The 17905-nt window shown below is 67.3% G+C and carries 14 protein-coding genes; 10 read left to right on the top strand and 4 right to left on the bottom strand.

The window, feature by feature from the left end:
- Positions 1-83 precede the first annotated feature (83 nt).
- The 5 genes from MYL53_RS14575 (at position 84) to glnA (ending at position 6054) form a co-directional block, all read left to right on the top strand.
- Positions 84-968, top strand: coding sequence for a LysR family transcriptional regulator (locus tag MYL53_RS14575; protein ID WP_247854670.1), 885 nt, complete (start codon positions 84-86; stop codon positions 966-968).
- Between the two features lie 135 nt (positions 969-1103).
- Entirely contained in the window at positions 1104-2000 is an 897-nt protein-coding gene (locus MYL53_RS14580; protein ID WP_247854671.1) for a HalD/BesD family halogenase, read from the top strand.
- A 73-nt stretch (positions 2001-2073) separates the two neighbouring features.
- Positions 2074-3351: a M24 family metallopeptidase gene (locus MYL53_RS14585; protein ID WP_247854672.1), complete on the top strand. Its 1278-nt coding sequence runs from the start codon at positions 2074-2076 to the stop codon at positions 3349-3351.
- A gap of 20 nt (positions 3352-3371) precedes the next feature.
- The gene (locus MYL53_RS14590) at positions 3372-4247 is read left to right on the top strand and encodes a glycine betaine ABC transporter substrate-binding protein (RefSeq protein WP_247854673.1); all 876 of its coding nucleotides are present in this window, start codon (positions 3372-3374) and stop codon (positions 4245-4247) included.
- A 400-nt stretch (positions 4248-4647) separates the two neighbouring features.
- Positions 4648-6054 carry a glutamate--ammonia ligase gene (glnA, locus tag MYL53_RS14595; protein WP_247854674.1) on the top strand — a complete coding sequence of 469 codons (1407 nt, stop codon included), beginning with the start codon at positions 4648-4650 and terminating at the stop codon, positions 6052-6054.
- 202 nt (positions 6055-6256) lie between these two features.
- On the opposite strand, the gene MYL53_RS14600 is transcribed toward glnA, so the two are convergent.
- Positions 6257-6973 (bottom strand): ZIP family metal transporter, encoded by a 717-nt coding sequence (locus MYL53_RS14600; protein WP_247854675.1) that lies wholly within the window; start codon positions 6971-6973, stop codon positions 6257-6259.
- A 166-nt stretch (positions 6974-7139) separates the two neighbouring features.
- On the opposite strand from MYL53_RS14600, the gene MYL53_RS14605 reads away from it, so the two are divergent.
- The 3 genes from MYL53_RS14605 to glnG all read left to right on the top strand — a co-directional run bounded on the left by MYL53_RS14605 (position 7140) and on the right by glnG (position 10586).
- A complete protein-coding gene (locus MYL53_RS14605; RefSeq protein ID WP_247854676.1) occupies positions 7140-7721 on the top strand; it encodes a DUF4124 domain-containing protein in 582 nt (193 codons plus the stop codon).
- A gap of 419 nt (positions 7722-8140) precedes the next feature.
- Positions 8141-9187, top strand: a complete 1047-nt coding sequence (glnL, locus tag MYL53_RS14610) for a nitrogen regulation protein NR(II) (RefSeq protein WP_247854677.1) — start codon at positions 8141-8143, stop codon at positions 9185-9187.
- Positions 9180-10586 (top strand): nitrogen regulation protein NR(I), encoded by a 1407-nt coding sequence (gene glnG / locus MYL53_RS14615; protein WP_247854678.1) that lies wholly within the window; start codon positions 9180-9182, stop codon positions 10584-10586. The genes glnL and glnG overlap by 8 nt, the downstream gene beginning before the upstream one ends.
- Before the next feature lie 74 nt (positions 10587-10660).
- Here the strand turns inward: glnG and MYL53_RS14620 are convergent, their stop codons facing one another.
- From MYL53_RS14620 to MYL53_RS14630, 3 genes are all read right to left on the bottom strand, one after another.
- On the bottom strand, positions 10661-11779 hold the full coding sequence (locus MYL53_RS14620; RefSeq protein WP_247854679.1) for a cobalamin-independent methionine synthase II family protein: 1119 nt from the start codon (positions 11777-11779) through the stop codon (positions 10661-10663).
- Between the two features lie 192 nt (positions 11780-11971).
- Positions 11972-13789, bottom strand: a complete 1818-nt coding sequence (locus tag MYL53_RS14625; protein WP_247854680.1) for an aminopeptidase P family protein — start codon at positions 13787-13789, stop codon at positions 11972-11974.
- Positions 13790-13791: 2 nt separating this feature from the next.
- Complete coding sequence (locus tag MYL53_RS14630; protein WP_247854681.1) at positions 13792-15378, bottom strand: peptide MFS transporter; 1587 nt, start codon at positions 15376-15378, stop codon at positions 13792-13794.
- A gap of 325 nt (positions 15379-15703) precedes the next feature.
- Here MYL53_RS14630 and MYL53_RS14635 point away from each other — a divergent pair, with 325 nt between their 5' ends.
- A complete protein-coding gene (locus MYL53_RS14635; protein WP_247854682.1) occupies positions 15704-16663 on the top strand; it encodes a hydroxymethylglutaryl-CoA lyase in 960 nt (319 codons plus the stop codon).
- 2 nt (positions 16664-16665) lie between these two features.
- Positions 16666-17871, top strand: coding sequence for a CaiB/BaiF CoA transferase family protein (locus MYL53_RS14640; protein WP_247854683.1), 1206 nt, complete (start codon positions 16666-16668; stop codon positions 17869-17871).
- The last annotated feature ends 34 nt before the right edge of the window (positions 17872-17905 follow it).

Genomic DNA, 17905 nt, shown 5'->3' on the forward strand with positions numbered 1-17905 from the left:
GAGGCACAGGGTGGCCAGGCCGGTCGTCGTCGATCCCGGTCTTGGATACCATTGCTGGCCCTGTCGGTCAGGCGAGCAGACACATGCTGGATATCAAGTTTTACGTGCTGATAGAGGCTATCGCGACGCACGGCACGGTCCATGAGGCGGCCGCAGCGATCGGGGTCACGCAGCCGGCGGCGACGCATCGCATCCGCGAGATGGAGCGTCGGCTGGGTGTCTCGCTGTTCCTGCGGGAGGGGCGGCGACTGGCGTTGACGGCATCCGGCGAGCGCCTGGTGGCCGCCGCTCGCGATATTCTCCCGAAGCTGCGCAGCGCGGAAATCGAGGCGTGGCAGTTGGCGCGCCATGGCGAGCCACCGGTGCGTCTGGGCGTTGGCCCCTACGATACGCTCTCCCGCGTCGTGCCCCATCTCTATGATGGGCCGGCCGGCGACATTGATCTGGTGAGCCTGCCGATGCCGGAGATGACCGGTGCCTTGCTGGCCCGGCGTGTCGACATGATCCCCATGATCGAGGTGCCCGTTCAGCGTGGCCTCGCCTATTGCGACCTGTTCGAAGAACCCCTGATGGCGGTGCTGCCGCCGTCGCACCCCTGGGCCGACCGCGAGGCGGTGCCCCCGGAAGTGTTCGATCAAGGGCGCCACTTTACCTATAGCGTGGCGCCGGAAGCTGGCCATGAGTTCGAGCATTTCTTCCAGCCTAGCGGTGTTTACCCCTCGCATATGGTGCAGGTCGAGTCGGTGAATCTGATCCTCGATCTGGTGGCGGCCGGCAAGGGCGTCAGCATTCTCTCGCGTTGGGCGGTGCGTGATGCGGCGCGTTCGGGGCGAGTGGTCATGCGACCCTTGGCCGGCGAGCTTCCCCGGATTCCCTGGTATCTGGCCTTTGCCGACGAACCGCGCGTCGCTCGGGTGGCTAAGCCGCTCGCCTCCTTGGTGCGCGAAATGTATCGCGACTCTGTCTGATCCAGCGTTCAACTCGCTGAAAAGAATGATAAAAAACTCATGCCATCGGTGACGGAATTCTGATTGGAGTTGGTGAGGCGGGCTCCCTAGTCTAGGCCGCAGTACACAACCGACTATCAATGAGGAGATAAGCCGATGCCCTCTTCCGCTCTCCGAGAAGAACGCTCATCGACCATGCCGGCGCCCGTCGACGCCCCTCTGGCTCGGCTGGTCGATCTGGCGAAGTACCCGATCGATAGGCCGGGAAGTGATGCCTATCATGAGGCGGTGGAAGCGGTGCGGGCCCAGCTGCGACAGGATGGCTGTGCGCTGCTCACCCGCTTCATCCGTGATGGCGTCATCGAAGCGCTGCGCAAGGAAAGCGAAGCGCTGGCCCCACTGGCTTACTACTCCGACAACAGCGTCAATCCCTACGTGACCAAGGATGATCCCAGCCTGCCCTCCGATCATCCGGTGCGCTGCTTCCAGCACTACACCAACGGTTTCGTGGCCAAGGATCTGATTCCCGACGATGCCATCGTCAAGCGGCTCTATCACGATCCGGCGTTCCAGCGATTCATTGCCGACTGCCTCGAGGAGCCAGAGATCCATGAGTTCGCCGATCCCATCGCGGGGCTGGTCATCAACGTCATGCCTGACGATACCGAGCTGCCGTGGCACTTCGATACCAACGAGTTCATCGTCAGCCTGATGACAAGGCGGCCCGACAGTGGAGGGGAGTTTCAATATGCGCCCGGTATTCGGCGGCCCGGTGAGGAGAACTTCGCCGGCGTGCAGCGGATCCTTGAGGGCGACCATTCCGAGGTCGAGTCGTTGACGCTCAATACCGGCGACCTGCAGCTCTTCAAGGGGCGCTATTCGATGCACCGCGTGGCCGCCGCCAAGGGACAGCGTCTTTGCACCCTGCTGGGATACGCCAAGACGCCGGACATGATGGGTAGCCTGGAGCATACCGAGAAGATATACGGCCGCGTGACCCAGGCCCATATCGATGCGCATAACCAGCGTCGCCACGACGATCTGATGGGGTGAGACAGCGGTCGAGGAAGACCCTCGGCCCGATGCCCCAGTCCGTTGCCCCATGAACCAGCGAGAGTTTTCCCCCATGAGTCAGATCGTGGCCCTGGCCGACGCGTCCCGCGACGGCCGTTCCTACAGTGATGGCGCCTTCCGCCATCAGACCATCGATGCCGCTCTGCTCGAGCGCGTCGAGCGCTACCGGCTAGAGCGCCTGCGCCAGCAGATGCGGCACCATGAGATGGATGCGGTCATCCTGTTTGACCCGATCAACATCCGGTATGCCTGTGGTTCACGCAACATGCAGGTCTACTCGCAGCGCAATCCCGCACGTTACCTCTATGTGGCCCTCGATGGTCCGATCGTGCTGTTCGAGTTCAGCGCCTGCCTGCATCTGGCGAAGGATCTCCGGCTCTTGGATGACGTTCGCCCGGCACGAGCGGTGATGCCCCAATACAGTGGACCCCGCTGTGCGCAGCATACGGCGGCCTTCGTCGATGACATCCAGGCGCTCTTCGCGCGCTCGGCCACTCAGGGCAAGCGTCTCGGCATCGAGTCCGCCCCCACCGCGGCAGTGTCCGCGCTCGGCGAGGCAGGGTTCGAGCTGATGGATGCGGCGGTGGCCATGGAGGGGGCCAAGTCGATCAAGAGTGTCGATGAGCTCAGCCTGATCCACCGCTCCGTGACGCTCACCGAGGCGGCGATGTCGCGCATGGAGGCCAGTCTGCGACCGGGCATGTCGGAGAACGAGCTGTGGGCCATCTTCAATCAGCATGTACTTGCCACCGGCGGCGAATACGCCGAGACCCGCTTGCTGGTCTCGGGCGATCGCACCAATCCGTGGTTCCAGGAGTGTTCCGACAAGATCATCGCTCCTGGTGAGCTGGTGGCGTTCGACACCGATATCGTCGGCTGCTTCGGCTATTACACCGATTTTTCCCGGACCTTCCATGTGCCTGGACGCGGTGGCCCCAACGCGGAGCAGGAGCGGTTGTATAAAATGGCGGTCGATCAGCTCGAGAGCAACATCGCCCTGCTCGCACCCGGGATGAGCTTCCGTGAGTATTCACGCCGCGCCTGGCCCATTCCCCAGGGCTACCGCGAGAACCGCTACCTGGACATCGTGCACGGCTGTGGGATGTCCGGTGAATGGCCGCTGATCGCCCACGACATGGACTGGGACGACGTCGGCTACGACGGCGATATAGAGCCTGGCATGACGCTGTGCGTCGAGGCCTACATCGGGCACCGCGATGGCAGCGAAGGCGTCAAGCTGGAGGAGCAGGTGCTGATTACCGAGCAGGGTATCGACCGACTCTCGACCTATGGCTATGACGAGCAGCTGCTGGGCTCGTCGGCATCATGACAGTAAACGCAAGGAGATCCATGAAACCGATCACTACTCTCACCCTGTGCATGACCCTTGGCACGCTCGGCATCGGGAATGCTGCGGCAGCCGACACGTCGCTGACCATCGGCACCAACAACTGGTCGGAAAACATTGCCGTCTCGAACCTGTGGCAGCAGCTACTGGAAGATCGAGGCTACGATGTCACGCTGAAGACGACCGGCAAGAGCATCATCTTCAGTGCGCTGGCCCAGCGTGATCTCGATATCTCCCTGGAAGTCTGGCTGCCCAACGGCGATGCCCAGTACCTGGAGCCCTATCAGGATCGTATCGATGTGCACGGCGCCTGGTACAACGGCGCCCAGGATGAGCTGGTGGTGCCGGCCTATCTTTCCGACATCAATACCATGGCAGACCTCAAGGCCAACGCGGAGCGGTTCGTGTACCAGGGCGAGCCGACCATCATGGGCATTGAATCGGGCGCGGCGATCGCCGGGGAGACAGAGGCGGCGATCGAGCGCTACGACCTTCCCTTCCGTCAGCTGAACAGCTCTTCGCCGGCCATGATCGCCTCGCTCGACGAAGCCTATCGCCAGGAAGCACCCATCGCGGTGACGCTGTGGCAGCCGCACTGGGCCTATGCCCAGTATGACCTCAAGGCCATCGAGGATCCGAAGGGCGCCTACGGCGGCGGAGATGACATCAAGTGGATGTCGAGGCTCGGTTTCAGCGACGATCATCCCGACGTGGTCGCCATGCTGAATGAATGGCACATGAGCCATGCCCAGCTGGCCGATCTGATGTTGACCATCGAAGACGTCGGTAGCCCCGAGGAGGGAGTGCGGCGCTGGATCGATGGTCATCCCGGTCTCATCGACCAGTGGCTGAATGATAGCGAGAATGCCGATTCATAGGCGGATAGGCGTCTTGCCGTCCAAGGCAGGGCTTGTCAGTCTGGCTGCAGAGGGCTTCTTATGCTCCCTGGTAGTGCAGGCTGGCAAGCTCTGCACTTTTTTGGTGCGTGATCGGGTGCCGATGGGCCGGCGATGAAAGAAAATGACGCGGTGCATCGATCTTGCACCCTCGTGGAGCGGAATTTTTCTTCTTTTCCTTCAGCCGTTTATAGAGGGTGTCTCGCGTCTTGTCGCCATTTTGGCACGTGGCCTGCATTATTTGGGGCAATGCCATGGTCGTGCATGGCGGCGTGGGCAATGCGCCGACGCCATGCTACAACGTCGACTGGACACACCCACGACCGACGACAGACAGATTCAGCGGAATACCAACACTAGCCACTGTACCCTGGAGGACCTCATGTCCGAGAAGACTCTCGCCCTGATCGAAGAGCATGACGTGAAGTGGATCGACCTGCGCTTCACCGACACCAAAGGCAAGGAACAGCACGTCACCATTCCAGCCCGTGACGTCGATGAAGAGTTCTTCGAGAACGGTCAGATGTTCGATGGCTCCTCCATCTCCGGCTGGAAGGGCATCAACGAGTCCGACATGATTCTGCGCCCGGAGGACGGCACCGGCTTCCTCGACCCCTTCACCGAAGACGCCACCCTGATCCTGCGCTGCGACATCATCGAGCCGGCCACCATGCAGGGCTACGAGCGTGACCCGCGCTCCATCGCCAAGCGCGCCGAGGCTTACCTGCAGTCCACCGGCCTGGGCGACACCGCCTTCTTCGGCCCGGAGCCCGAGTTCTTCATCTTCGACGAGGTGCACTGGAAGGCCGACATCGAAGGCGCCATGTACAAGATCACCTCCGAGGAAGGCGCCTGGGCCACCGACCGTCAGGTCGAGGGCGGCAACCTGGCGCACCGTCCGCGCGTCAAGGGCGGCTACTTCCCGGTGCCCCCGGTCGACAGCTTCCACGATATCCGTGGCGCCATGTGCAACACCCTCGAGGCCATCGGCCAGTCCGTCGAGGTGCACCACCACGAGGTCGCCAACGCCGGTCAGAACGAGATCGGCGTCAAGTTCAACACCCTGGTGAAGAAGGCCGACGAACTTCAGGAAATGAAGTACGTGGTGCACAACGTCGCCCACGCCTACGGCAAGACCGCCACCTTCATGCCCAAGCCGCTGGTCGGTGACAACGGTTCCGGCATGCACGTCCACCAGTCCTTCTGGAAGGACGGCGAGAACCAGTTCGCCGGCGACGAGTACGCGGGCCTGTCCGAAATGGCGCTGTACTACATCGGCGGCATCATCAAGCACGCGCGTGCCCTGAACGCCTTCACCAACGCGTCCACCAACTCCTACAAGCGTCTGGTGCCGGGCTTCGAAGCGCCGGTGATGCTGGCCTACAGCGCCCGCAACCGCTCCGCTTCCATCCGCATCCCGTACACCGCCAGCCCGAAGGGCAAGCGCGTCGAGGCTCGTTTCCCCGACCCGACCGCCAACCCGTACCTGTGCTTCGCGGCGATGCTGATGGCCGGTATCGATGGCATCAAGAACAAGATCCATCCCGGCGATGCCATGGACAAGAACCTGTATGACCTGCCGCCGGAAGAAGGCAAGTCCATCCCGACCGTCGCCGAGAGCCTGGACCAGGCCCTCGAGGCGCTGAACGCCGACCGTTCCTTCCTGACCGAAGGCGGCGTGTTCACCGACGAGATGATCGATGCCTACATCGAGCTCAAGGAAGAGGACGTCGAGCGCCTGCGCATGGCGACCCATCCGGTCGAGTTCGACATGTACTACAGCTGCTGATGCCGCGCGGCGCCCGGCGCCCGGCGCCGCGCTCCAGCACGCGAAAGGCACGCCCCATGGGCGTGCCTTTTTTGTGTCTGTGAGAGGAGTCAGGGGAGGAGGAGTGAGGAGTGGAGGGAGGCGCCGGCTTTTGCTGGAGGTGCCTAGTGTCACCGACACCTCACACCTCACTCCTTCCCCCTCACGCCTTACACTCCGCCCCTCACCCATAAATCACCATATGCCCGGCGATGCCGGTGGCGAAGCCGATGACCGCGCCCAGCGGCGGGCCCCAGTGGCGCTCGAGCCTGGCCTGGGGCGCCAGGTCCTGGAACACCGAGTAGAGGATGCCGCCGGCGGCGAACAGCATGATCGCGGCCACCGCGGAGGGGTAGGCGGCCAGCCACCAGTAGCCGCTCAGGCCGGCCAGCGGCCCCAGCCAGGCCATGGCGAAGAACATCGTCAACAGGCGCCGGGTCGAGTAGTGAGTGCTCTCGCGCAGCTCGCGGTAGGCGTTGAAGCCCTCCGGCAGGTTCTGCAGCGTCATCAGCAGCGCCAGCAGCACGCCGCTGCCGCCGCCGTAGGCGAAGGCCGCGCCCAGGGCCAGGGCCTCGGGCAGGAAGTCGGAGAGCATGGCGGTGAGCTGACTGGCGGAGGTGCCGCTGCGGTTGAGGACGATATCGAGTGCCATGAAGGCCAGGCCGCCGGCCAGGAACCAGGCTATGGCTGGCGCCAGATCCAGCGCCTCGAAGCTGTTCGGCACCAGCACCAGGGCCACCGCCGAGAGCAGCGCACCGCCGCCGAAGGCGATGATGCCGTGGCGCAGCTCGTTCTCCAGCCAGTTGGGGTGGATGCGTTCCTCCTTGGCCACCCAGCCGCCCAGCGGCATCGCCATGCCGGCCATCAGGGTCAGTGCCACCACCTTCTCCCACGCGTCCATGCTTCACGCTCCTCGCCTTGTGCCATCGCCCGATCATCCTAACCGCATTCGCTCCGACGGCGAATGCGGATTCCGTTCCTGGCCCGCGGTGGGCTAGGCTTGGAGCAGGGCGACGGCGGGCGCATGGCGCGCCGCGGACGGCCGTCACGGACTTCGGGAGAGACGCATGCACAAGGCTGTCATGACACTGGCGCTGGGCCTGGCGATGAGCCTGCCGGCCGCCGCGCAGACCATCTATCGCACCACCGATGCCCAGGGCAACACGGTGTTCACCGACGACCCTCAGCGCGGCGGCGAGGCGGTGGAGCTCGATCCGCTGACCGTGGTGCCCTCCCGGCCGGTGCAGCCGCTGCCGTCGGCCAGCGCCGGGCAGGCCGGCAGCGCCACGCGCTACGGCGACCCCGGCCAGCCCTTCATGCCCTACGACGTGTTCGCGATCGCCTCTCCGGCGCCGGAGACCACCGTGCCCACCGGCGCGGCCGGCAACGTTCAGGTGCAGCTCGCCATCCGCCCCGCGCTGCGCGACGACCACCGGGTACGCCTGCTGGTGGACGGCCAGATCAGCCAGTCCGCCATGCATACCGACACCTTCCTGCTCTCCAACCTGGATCGCGGCGAGCACCGGGTACAGGCCGAGCTGCTCGATGCCTCGGGCGCGGTGCGCCACCGTACCTCGCCGCTGACGATCTACGTGCAGCGGGCCAGCGTCTATCTGCCGAGCAACCCCAACAATCCCGCCAACAATTAGCTGCCCCCTCGCCGGCCACATCGACCGCTGTGCCCGGACGGCTCCCCCAGGCCCTGTTACCCGCCCCCGGCGCGTGACGACGGGCGCTTCGATGCCTTCGATCATGCCGAGCGCATCGGCGAGGGCAGCGCCTTTCGCCATGCCGAGGAACTGCGCGGCGATGCTCCGCCGGCGCCCGCGCGCGACCGGCACGACCGTGACCCATGGCGTGACCAGTCGCGCCGGCACCATCGCGACGCGTCACAGGAGGAGTAAGCGCTATCTCGCAGTGCGTGCACCAGCTTGGTGCACTATCATGGTGCACGATCCCCATGTCGGATCACCCGCCAGGCGACGCCATGTCGCCTTCCCCAAGATGGCGCGCTTCTTGCAGCACTCATGGGGAGGCGCCTCTTTACTTCGCTGCCGGGAATGCACTCATGTATCAACGCCTGATGGAACACCTCACCACCGCCGTGCTGCTGCTGGACGGCCAGCTGCGGCTGCGCTGGATGAATCCGGCGGCGGAGGCGTTGCTGGCGTTGAGTCGCTCGCGTGTCACCGGACAGCCGCTGCCGGGGCTGGTCAACTCTGAGGACGACATCGGCGAGCTGCTGGCCAAGGCCCGCGACGAGTTCCACCCCTATACCCAGCGCGAGGCGCGCCTGACATTGCCCACCGGCGAGGTGCTGACGGTGGACTATACCGTCACGCCGCTGTCGGCGGACGAGCTGCTGATGGAGCTGGAGCCCCGCGACCGGCTGCTGCGCATCTCCCGCGAGGAGGCGCTTCAGACTCGTCAGGAGACCATCAAGGTGCTGGCGCGCGGGCTCGCCCACGAGGTCAAGAACCCGCTGGGCGGCATCCGCGGCGCCGCCCAGCTGCTGGAGCGTGACCTGGGCGACTCCCAGCTCACCGAGTTCACCCGCATCATCGTCGAGGAGGTCGACCGGCTGCGCGACCTGGTGGACGCCATGCTCGGCCCCCACCGGCTCAATCGCCCCGAGCCGCTCAATATCCACAAGGTGCTGGAACGGGTCCGTGCCCTGGTCTCGGTCGAGCATCCCGAGGTGACCTTCACCCGCGACTACGATCCCAGCCTGCCCGACCTGATGGGCGACGAATCCCAGCTGATCCAGGCCATCCTCAACGTGGCGCGCAACGCCGTGCAGGCGATGACAGAGGCCGGGATCGAGGCGCCCACCCTGGTGCTCAAGACCCGGGCGCGGCGCCAGTTCACGCTGGGCGCCGAGCGCCACCGCCTGGTCTGCCAGGTGAGCCTGATCGACAACGGCCCCGGCATCCCCGAGGAGCTCAAGGAGACGCTGTTCTACCCCATGGTGTCCGGCCGCGCCGAGGGCAGCGGCCTGGGGCTGTCGATCGCCCAGTCGGTCCTGCATCGCCATCAGGGGCTGATCGAGTGCGACTCCCGCCCGGGCCAGACCGAATTCCGACTGCTGATACCGCTGGAGACATCCCATGACTGAAGCCGCCCGCGTCATGATCGTCGATGACGATCGCGCCATCCGCTGGGTGCTGGAGCGCGCTCTGGCCCAGCCCGACCTCGAGGTCGAGAGCGTCGAGCGTGCCGACCGGATCCTCGAGCGGCTGCTCGAGGATCCGCCCGACGTGCTGGTCACCGACATCCGCATGCCGGGCCTGGACGGCCTGGACCTGATGGCGAAGGTGCGCGAGGCGCATCCGGAGCTGCCGGTGATCGTGATGACCGCGCATTCCGACCTCGACAGCGCGGTGGCCTCCTACCAGGGCGGCGCCTTCGAGTACCTGCCGAAGCCGTTCGACGTCGACGAGGCCCTGGCGCTGGTGCGCCGCGCCGTGGCCCACGCCCGCGAACGCCAGCGCCCGGTCAGTGCCCCCGAGGGGCTGGACACCGAGATCATCGGCGAGGCACCGGCCATGCAGGAGGTGTTCCGCGCCATTGGCCGGCTGTCGCAGTCGCACATCACGGTGCTGATCAACGGCGAGTCCGGCACCGGCAAGGAGCGCGTCGCCCAGGCACTGCATCAGCACAGCCCGCGGGCCGGCAGGCCGTTCATCGCCCTCAACATGGCGGCGATTCCCCGCGACCTGATCGAGTCCGAGCTGTTCGGCCACGAGAAGGGTGCCTTCACCGGCGCCACCGCCCAGCGCCAGGGCCGCTTCGAGCAGGCCGACGGCGGCACCCTGTTCCTCGACGAGATCGGCGACATGCCCGCCGAGACCCAGACCCGGCTGCTGCGCGTGCTGGCCGACGGCGAGTTCTACCGCGTCGGCGGCCACACCTCGGTGAAGGTCGATGTGCGCATCATCGCCGCCACCCACCAGAACCTGGAGGGGCTGGTCGATGACGGCCGCTTCCGCGAGGACCTGTTCCACCGCCTCAACGTCATCCGCATTCACCTGCCCAAGCTCGCCGACCGCCGCGAGGACATCCCGCGCCTGGCGCGCCACTTCCTGGCCGAGGCCGCCAAGGAGCTCGCCACCGACGTCAAGGTGCTGACGCCGGAGGCCGAGGCTCACCTGACGCGGCTGGCCTGGCCGGGCAACGTCCGCCAGCTGGAGAACACCTGCCGCTGGCTGACGGTGATGGCCTCGGGCCGCGAGGTGCTGGTCGAGGACCTGCCGCCGGAGCTGCGCGAGGCCGACGAGGGCGGCGCCGCCGGCGACTGGCGCCTGGCCTTCCGCGACTGGGCCGACCGCGCGCTCGCCGCCGGCCACACCCACCTGCTGGAAGAAGCCGTGCCGGACTTCGAGAAGATTTTGATCGAGACCGCGCTCAAGCACACCGGCGGACGCAAGGGCGAGGCCGCCGAGCTGCTCGGCTGGGGTCGCAACACCCTCACCCGCAAGCTCAAGACCCTGCTGCCGGAGATGGCGGAGGACTGATGCTGTGAGCGGTGAGGAGGAAGGGGTGAGGCGTCTGTCTCGCTCCTCACCTCTCACCCCTCACCCCTAGCTCCTTACCCCTTATCCCCGGACCAGTAGCCGTCGGCGATCTCCCGCGTCAGGCGGATCTTGTCCCACTGGGCCTGCTCGGCCAGGTCGTTGCCTTCCTCGGTCGAGGCGAAGCCGCACTGCGGGCTCAGGCAGATCTGTTCCTTGGCGACGAAGTGCGTGGCCTCGTCGAGGCGGGCGCGCACGGCGTCGGCGTCTTCCAGTTTGCCCACCTTGGTGGTGATCAGTCCCAGCACCGCCTGCTGGTGCCCTTCCGGGATGAAGCGCAGCGGGTCGAAGCTGCCGGCGCGGTCGCTGTCGTACTCCAGGAACCAGGCGTCGACGTTCACCTTGCCGAACAACGTCTCGGCCACCGGCTCGTAGCCGCCCTCGCTGATCCAGGTCGAGCGGAAGTTGCCGCGGCAGACGTGCAGCGCGGTGTAGAGGTCGTCGGGCCGGTCGGCCAGGGCGTGGTTGAGCATCTCGGCGTAGATCGCCTGCAGCCGGTCGGGGTCGTCGCCGCGCTCTCGGGCGGCCTGGCGCTCCTTCTCCGAGCACAGATAGGCCCAGACGGTGTCGTCGAGCTGCAGGTAGCGGCAGCCGGCGTCGTAGAAGGCGCGCACCGCGTCGCGGTAGGCGTCGGCGGTGTCGGCGAAGAAGGCGTCCAGCGAGGGGTAGACGCCGCTGTCGATCTTGCGGCGGCCGCCGCGGAAGTGCAGCACGCTGGGGCTCGGGATCGTCATCTTGGGCATCACGCCGGCGACGCCGGCCAGATAGCGGAAGTCGTCCAGCATCGGATGCGCCGGATCGAAGCGGACCCGGTCGTCGACGCGAATCTGCCTGGCGCCGGTCTGCATGCCCTGGAACTGGATGCCCTGATCGCCGTGGAAACCGGTCACGCCGCCGAGGCGCTCGAGGAAGTCGAAGTGCCACCAGGCGCGGCGGAACTCGCCATCGGTGACGACCTCCAGGCCGGCGGCCTGCTGCTGCTCGACCACGCGACGGATCTCCCGCTCCTCCACCGCCTTCAGGGCGGGGGCGTCGATCTCGCCCTGCTGGAAGCGGGCGCGGGCCTCCTTCAGCGGCTGCGGACGCAGGAAGCTGCCGACGATATCGGCGCGGAAGGGCGGGCGTTGGGCGGGCATGAGGGGCTCCTTGTGCGGTGAAAATTCCTGGCACGCTCATGGTGCGGCTTCTCTCCGATGCAGGCCAGTGAGGGTCTCTCAAGCCCACTTGCAGCGCGTTCAGGCACGCCGGAACGCCTCCGCAAACGACGAGGGGCGCCCCGTGATGGGGCGCCCCTCTTTTTCAGTCGGCTTGAAGAAAGCCGCTGTCGCTCAGCCGCGTTCGAGCGGTTGGGTGCGCTTCTCGAGCCAGGCCAGGGCCTCGCCCTCGAGCTTCGGTGCGAGCCGGCTGCGGACCTCGGCGTGATAGGCGTCGAGCCAGTCGGCCTCGGCGGGGTCGAGCAGGGCGACGTCGATCGGCCGGGCGTCGATGGGGCACAGGGTCAGCGTCTCGAAGCGCAGGAAGTCGCCGAACTCGCTCGCCTCGGCGGGACGGTTGGCGGCCAGGTTCTCGATGCGGATCCCCCACCGGCCCGGGCGATAAACGCCGGGCTCGATGGAGGTGATCATTCCCGGTTGCATGGCGGTGTGGGGCGCCACCGGCGCGTACCAGGCGATCACCTGCGGACCCTCGTGGACGTTGAGGAAGTAGCCCACGCCGTGGCCGGTGCCGTGGCCGTAGTCGCGGCCGCTGACCCACAGCGGGGCGCGGGCGATGGCGTCGAGCTGCGGCGAGGGAATACCGCGCGGGAAGTGCGCCCGGGACAGGGCGATGGTGCCCTTGAGCACCCGGGTGTAGTCCTCGCGGTGGGCGTCCGTGATGGTGCCCACCGGCACCACCCGGGTGATGTCGGTGGTGCCACCGTGGTACTGGCCGCCGGAGTCGATCAGCAGCAGGCCGTCGCCCTCGATGGTGGCGTGGGCCTCCGGCGTGGCGTGGTAGTGCGGCAGGGCGCCGTTGGCGTTGTAGGCGGCGATGGTGCCGAAGCTGCGGCTGACGAAGCCGGGGCGACGGGCGCGGGCGGCGGTGAGCTTCTCGTCCACGGTCAGCTCGGTGACCGTCTCGCCGCGCTCCAGCGCGGCCTCGAGCCAGGCGAAGAACTCGCACAGCGCCGCGCCGTCTTCCTCCATGGCCTCGCGCACGTGGGCCAGGTCGGCGTCGCTCTTGCGGCCCTTGGCCAGGGTGCTGGGCTGGTAGGCCTCGGCCAGCGCCACGCCCTCGGGCAGCGCCTCGCGGGTGCCCAGGGTCAGCTTGGCCGGGTCGATCAGCACCGTGGACGCGGCCGGCAGCTCGCCGAGACGTCGATGCCAGTCGGCGTAGTCGGCCACGGCGATGCCGTCGTCGGCCAGCGCCGCCGTGAGCTCGTCGTCGAGCTTGCCCGGGGCGACGAACAGCGTGGCGCTGTCGCGGCCCACCAGCAGATGGGAAAGGAACACCGGGTTGAACTCGACGTCGGCGCCGCGCAGCTGGGTCAGCCAGGCGATGTCGTCCAGCGTCGAGATCGGGTGCCAGTCGGCGCCGTGCTCGGCCATGGCCTCGCGCACCCGGGCCAGGCGTTGGCCGCGGGTCTCGTCGAGGTAAGCCGCCGGGTGGGCGTAGAGCGGCGCCCCGGGCAGCGTCGGGCGCTCGGGCCAGATGGCGTCGAGCAGGTCGACATCGCCGCGCAGGCGAACGCCCGCCGGGGCCAGATGCGCCTCGAGCCGGCGGGCATGGGCCAGCGCCACCACGTCGGCGTCGAAGCCGAGGGTGGCACCCTCGTCGAGCCGCTCGGCCAGCCAGCGCATCGGCGCGTCGGCCTGGCCGGGCTGGAGCTTCATCAGGTCGATGCCGCTGCCGGCCAGCTGCTCCTCGGCCTGCACCCAGTAGCGGCTGTCGACCCACACGCCGGCGGCGTGCTGGGTCACCACCAGGGTACCCACCGAGCCGTCGAAGCCGGACAGCCAGGCGCGACCGGCCCAGTGTTCCGGCAGGTACTCGGAGTTGTGCGGGTCGGAGGAGGGCAGCCACCAGGCGTCGATGGCGTGCTCGCGCATGACCTTGCGCAGGGCGTCGAGGCGTTGGCGTGCGGTGGCGGCACTGGAAGAGGTCATGCTCAGGCTCCTGTCTGATAGCTGGCGTCGGCGCCCGCGCGCTGGGCGGCCGTCGGGTCGATGAGGCGATGGTGTCCGAGCATGCGCTTGAACACCGGTACGAGCAACAGCAGCACCGCGGCGAAGATCACCAGCGCGATGGCCGAACGGCCGAACAGCTCGGGCAGCTGCTGGACCTCCTCGGGATTGACGTGACCACCGATCAGGCCGGCCACCAGGTTGCCGAGCGCCGAGCCGGTGAACCACAGGCCCATCAGCTGGCCCTGGGTGCGACGCGGCGACAGGCCTGACATGGTGGAGAGGCCCACCGGGCTCAGGCACAGCTCGCCCAGCGTCAGCAGCAGCATGCTGGCGATGATCCACAGCGGCGAGACCAGCCCCGGGCCGCTCAGCACGCGCTGGGCGGCCAGCACCATCAGGCCGAAGCCGGCGGCGGCCAGCAGCAGGCCGAGCACGAACTTCATCGGGCTGCCCGGCTCCAGGCGGCGGCGCCCCAGCGCCGGCCACAGCCAGCCGAACAGCGGGCCGAGCAGCACGATGAAGATGGGATTGAGCGACTGGAACCAGACGGTGGGAATCTCCCAGCCGAACAGCCCGCGGTCGGTGTAGGTGTCGGCGAACAGGTTGTAGGAGGTGGGCTGCTGCTCGAAGGCGGCCCAGAAGAAGGCCGCGGCCACGATCAGCACGAAGCACACGGTGACCCGGGCGCGTTCGTCTCCATTCAGGCCGTTGAACAGCATCAGGTAGGCGTAGAAGCCGATCGCCACCACGATCAGCACCGAGGTCATGACCTCGGCCAGGGCGCGGGCGTCGATGTGGATGACGCCGGTGGCGCTCAGCACCACCAGCCCGGCGATCAGCGCCATGAAACCGGCGACCCAGCGTCCGACGTGGCGGCGTTGCCGTGCGGGGCCATCCCAGCTGGCTTCGCGGCCGCGCTCGCGGTCGGCGCGCTGCATGGCGGGCACCGCCCACAGGCGGAAGATCAGCAGCGCGATCAGCATGCCCAGGCCGCCGATGCCGAAGCCCCAGTGCCAGCCCCAGTGTTCCAGCATCACGCCGCTGAACAGCGGCGCCAGCAGCGCACCGATGTTGATGCCCATGTAGAAGATGGCGAAGCCGCCGTCGCGGCGCACGTCGCCGTCGTCATAGAGGCCGCCGACCATCACCGAGATGCAGGTCTTGAACAGCCCCGAGCCGAGCACGATCAGGATCAGGCCGACGAAGAAGGCCGGTGCCCCGAGCAGCGCCGACAGCGCGATCGCCAGGTGGCCCAGGGCGATCAGCACCGAGCCGTACCACACCGCCCGGCGCTGGCCGAGCCAGTTGTCGGCCAGCCAGCCGCCGGGCAGGGCGGCCAGATAGATGGCACCGGCGTAGAGGCCGACGATGGCCGAGGCGGTCTTCTCGTCGAAGCCCAGGCCGCCGTCGAGCAGGCTGGCGGCCATGAACAGCACCAGCAGCGGACGGATGCCGTAGTAGGAGAAGCGTTCCCACATCTCGGTGAAGAACAGCGGCCCCAGCGGGCGCGGATGGCCGAAGAAGCCGCGATCCCGTCGGGAGGCCGCGGCGTCGGAAGTGGAGGTCATGAAACGTCTGCCTTGTCGCTGATTTATGCATTGTCGACCGCGCCCAGGGGGAGTCCACGACGCCATGTTCAGGCATTTACTGCTGATAATCGGGTGTCGTGGATAATCTTTTTTCTGTGTGGCGCGATTTAGGCGGTCGATTCTATGGTGTTTTGTTAGGCAACGAAATACGACGGAAGCGGTATGGCGCGCGAACGCGGCGGTCGTGAAGCCGGCGTGTTATCGACTTTTATCAACAAAAGGCTAATGTGAGCGCTTTCCGGCGCTGCCTATAGTGAGTCGATGCGCGTTTCGCGCGCCGTCTTTCGGAAAGGAGTCCGTCGTCATGTCCGTCGCCGATCGCCTCGAGTGCCAGCCTTCACGCGTCCAGGTCACCGAGGTGGGGCCGCGGGACGGCCTGCAGAACGAGCCCGTCATCCTGTCCACGGCCCAGAAGCTCGAGCTGATTCATGCGCTGGTGGCGGCGGGCGTCAATGCCTTCGAGATCACGTCGTTCGTCAGCCCCCGGGCGGTGCCGGCGCTGGCCGATGCCGGCGAGCTGGTCGCCGCACTGCGCGGGCTCGACGGCGTGCATCTGTCTGCCCTGGTGCCCAACCGCCGGGGCGCCGAGCGCGCGCTGGAGGCTGGCGTCGATGCCGTGGTGATGTTCGTCTCCGCCTCGGAGACCCATAACGCCAAGAACGTGAACCGCTCGGTGGCGGCCTCCCTCGAGGGCTTCGAGGAGGTCGCGCGGCTGCTCGAAGGCAGCGGCGTCGAGCTGCGCGGAGCGATCGCCACCAGCTTCGGCTGCCCCTTCGAAGGTGACATCGAGGTCGGCGCGGTGGGGCGGATCGCCCGCCACTTCGCCGACATCGGCGTGCGCCACGTCTCGCTCGGCGACACCACCGGCATGGCCACGCCGCCGCTGGTCAGCGAGCGCATCCGGCATCTGCGCGAGGCCGCGCCGTCGATCGTCCCCACCCTGCACTTCCACAACACCCGCGGCATCGGCCTGGCCAACGTCATGCAGGGGCTCGCCCTCGGCGTGGACCGCTACGAGAGCTCCATCGGCGGCCTCGGGGGCTGCCCCTTCGCGCCCGGCGCCTCGGGCAACATCGCCAGCGAGGATCTGGTCTACCTGCTCGACGAGATGGGCATCGACACCGGCATCGATCTCACCGGCATGATCGAAGCCGCCCGGGTCGCCACGCGGCTGATGGGCCGTGACCTGCCGGGGCAGGTGTCCAAGGCCGGGGCGCACTTGACGCTCGGCGACTGTTCCGCCGTTCCCACCGCACGAGGATGAGCATGCTCGACTCCGCCACGTCTTCTTCGGGTTCCCTGCAGGGCATCCGCGTCATCGACCTGACCCGGGTGATCTCCGGGCCCTTCTGCACTCAGATGCTGGGCGACCACGGCGCCGAGGTGATCAAGGTCGAGCCGCCCGGGCGCGGCGACATCGTGCGCTCCCAGGGCAACATGGTGAACGGCTTCAGCTGGTACTTCGCCCAGTTCAACCGCAACAAGCGCTCCCTGACCCTCGACCTGCGCCAGGAGGAGGGCAAGGCCGTGCTGAGCCGGCTGCTGGAAGACGCCGACGTGCTGGTCGAGAACTTCCGCCCCGGCGTCATGGCCAGGATGGGCTTCAGCGACGAGGTGCTGCGCGAGCGTTTCCCGCACCTGGTGGTGGGGCGCATCAACGGCTTCGGCTCCAGCGGCCCGTATCGCGACCGGCCGGCCTACGACTTCATCGCCCAGGCGATGAGCGGCTTCATGGGCGTGAACGGCCACGAGAGCGGCGAGCCCATGCGGGCCGCGCCGCCGATCAGCGACATGGTCGCCAGCCAGAACCTGGCCTTCGGCATCAGCGCCGCGCTGGTGCGTCGCGAGCGCACCGGCCAGGGCGACATCGTCGAGACCGCGCTGACCAACGGTCTGATCAGCATGATGGGCTATCTGGCGGCGGAGTACTTCGCCACCGGCGAGGTGCCGAAACGCACCGGCAACGATCACCCCATGCTCTATCCCTACGGCCTGTTCCAGGCCAGCGACGGCGAGGTCGCCATCGCGCCGAGCAACGACAACATGGTCCAGCGCTTCCTCGGCGCCCTGGACAGGCTGGAACTGCTGGACGACGAGCGCTTCAGCGACAACCGCCGGCGCATGAACAACCGCGAGGCGCTGCGCGAGATCCTCAATCGCGAGATCGCGCAGCGCAGCGTGGCCGAGTGGATCGACCACTTCAACGAGGCCGGCGTGCCCTGCGGCCGCGTCCACGACCTGCACGAGACGTTCGAGGACCCGCAGGTGCGCGAGCAGCAGATGGCGCTGGAGCTCGATCAGGGCGTGCATGGCAGGGTGCCGACCACCGGCTTCCCGGTGAAGATGTCCGAGGCCCCGGCGGCCATCCACCATCCGGTGCCCGAACTCGGCGAGCATACCGAGGAGATCCTCGCCGCGCTGGGCCTGGCAGACGCCGAGCGCGGCGCGCTGCGCGACAAGGGCGTCATCTGAAGCGCCCCTCCGTGGGGCATGGCACGACTGCGAC

This window comes from Halomonas getboli, from assembly GCF_023094245.1.
Taxonomy (GTDB): Bacteria; Pseudomonadota; Gammaproteobacteria; order Pseudomonadales; family Halomonadaceae; genus Halomonas; species Halomonas getboli.

What these genes read in the sequence shown, in the direction of transcription:
- MYL53_RS14575 (WP_247854670.1), top strand. Translation starts at nt 84, where the DNA reads ATGCTGGATATCAAGTTTTACGTGCTGATAGAGGCTATCGCGACGCAC.
- MYL53_RS14580 (WP_247854671.1), top strand. Translation starts at nt 1,104, where the DNA reads ATGCCCTCTTCCGCTCTCCGAGAAGAACGCTCATCGACCATGCCGGCG.
- MYL53_RS14585 (WP_247854672.1), top strand. Translation starts at nt 2,074, where the DNA reads ATGAGTCAGATCGTGGCCCTGGCCGACGCGTCCCGCGACGGCCGTTCC.
- MYL53_RS14590 (WP_247854673.1), top strand. Translation starts at nt 3,372, where the DNA reads ATGAAACCGATCACTACTCTCACCCTGTGCATGACCCTTGGCACGCTC.
- glnA (WP_247854674.1), top strand. Translation starts at nt 4,648, where the DNA reads ATGTCCGAGAAGACTCTCGCCCTGATCGAAGAGCATGACGTGAAGTGG.
- MYL53_RS14600 (WP_247854675.1), bottom strand. Translation starts at nt 6,973, where the DNA reads ATGGACGCGTGGGAGAAGGTGGTGGCACTGACCCTGATGGCCGGCATG.
- MYL53_RS14605 (WP_247854676.1), top strand. Translation starts at nt 7,140, where the DNA reads ATGCACAAGGCTGTCATGACACTGGCGCTGGGCCTGGCGATGAGCCTG.
- glnL (WP_247854677.1), top strand. Translation starts at nt 8,141, where the DNA reads ATGTATCAACGCCTGATGGAACACCTCACCACCGCCGTGCTGCTGCTG.
- glnG (WP_247854678.1), top strand. Translation starts at nt 9,180, where the DNA reads ATGACTGAAGCCGCCCGCGTCATGATCGTCGATGACGATCGCGCCATC.
- MYL53_RS14620 (WP_247854679.1), bottom strand. Translation starts at nt 11,779, where the DNA reads ATGCCCGCCCAACGCCCGCCCTTCCGCGCCGATATCGTCGGCAGCTTC.
- MYL53_RS14625 (WP_247854680.1), bottom strand. Translation starts at nt 13,789, where the DNA reads ATGACCTCTTCCAGTGCCGCCACCGCACGCCAACGCCTCGACGCCCTG.
- MYL53_RS14630 (WP_247854681.1), bottom strand. Translation starts at nt 15,378, where the DNA reads ATGACCTCCACTTCCGACGCCGCGGCCTCCCGACGGGATCGCGGCTTC.
- MYL53_RS14635 (WP_247854682.1), top strand. Translation starts at nt 15,704, where the DNA reads ATGTCCGTCGCCGATCGCCTCGAGTGCCAGCCTTCACGCGTCCAGGTC.
- MYL53_RS14640 (WP_247854683.1), top strand. Translation starts at nt 16,666, where the DNA reads ATGCTCGACTCCGCCACGTCTTCTTCGGGTTCCCTGCAGGGCATCCGC.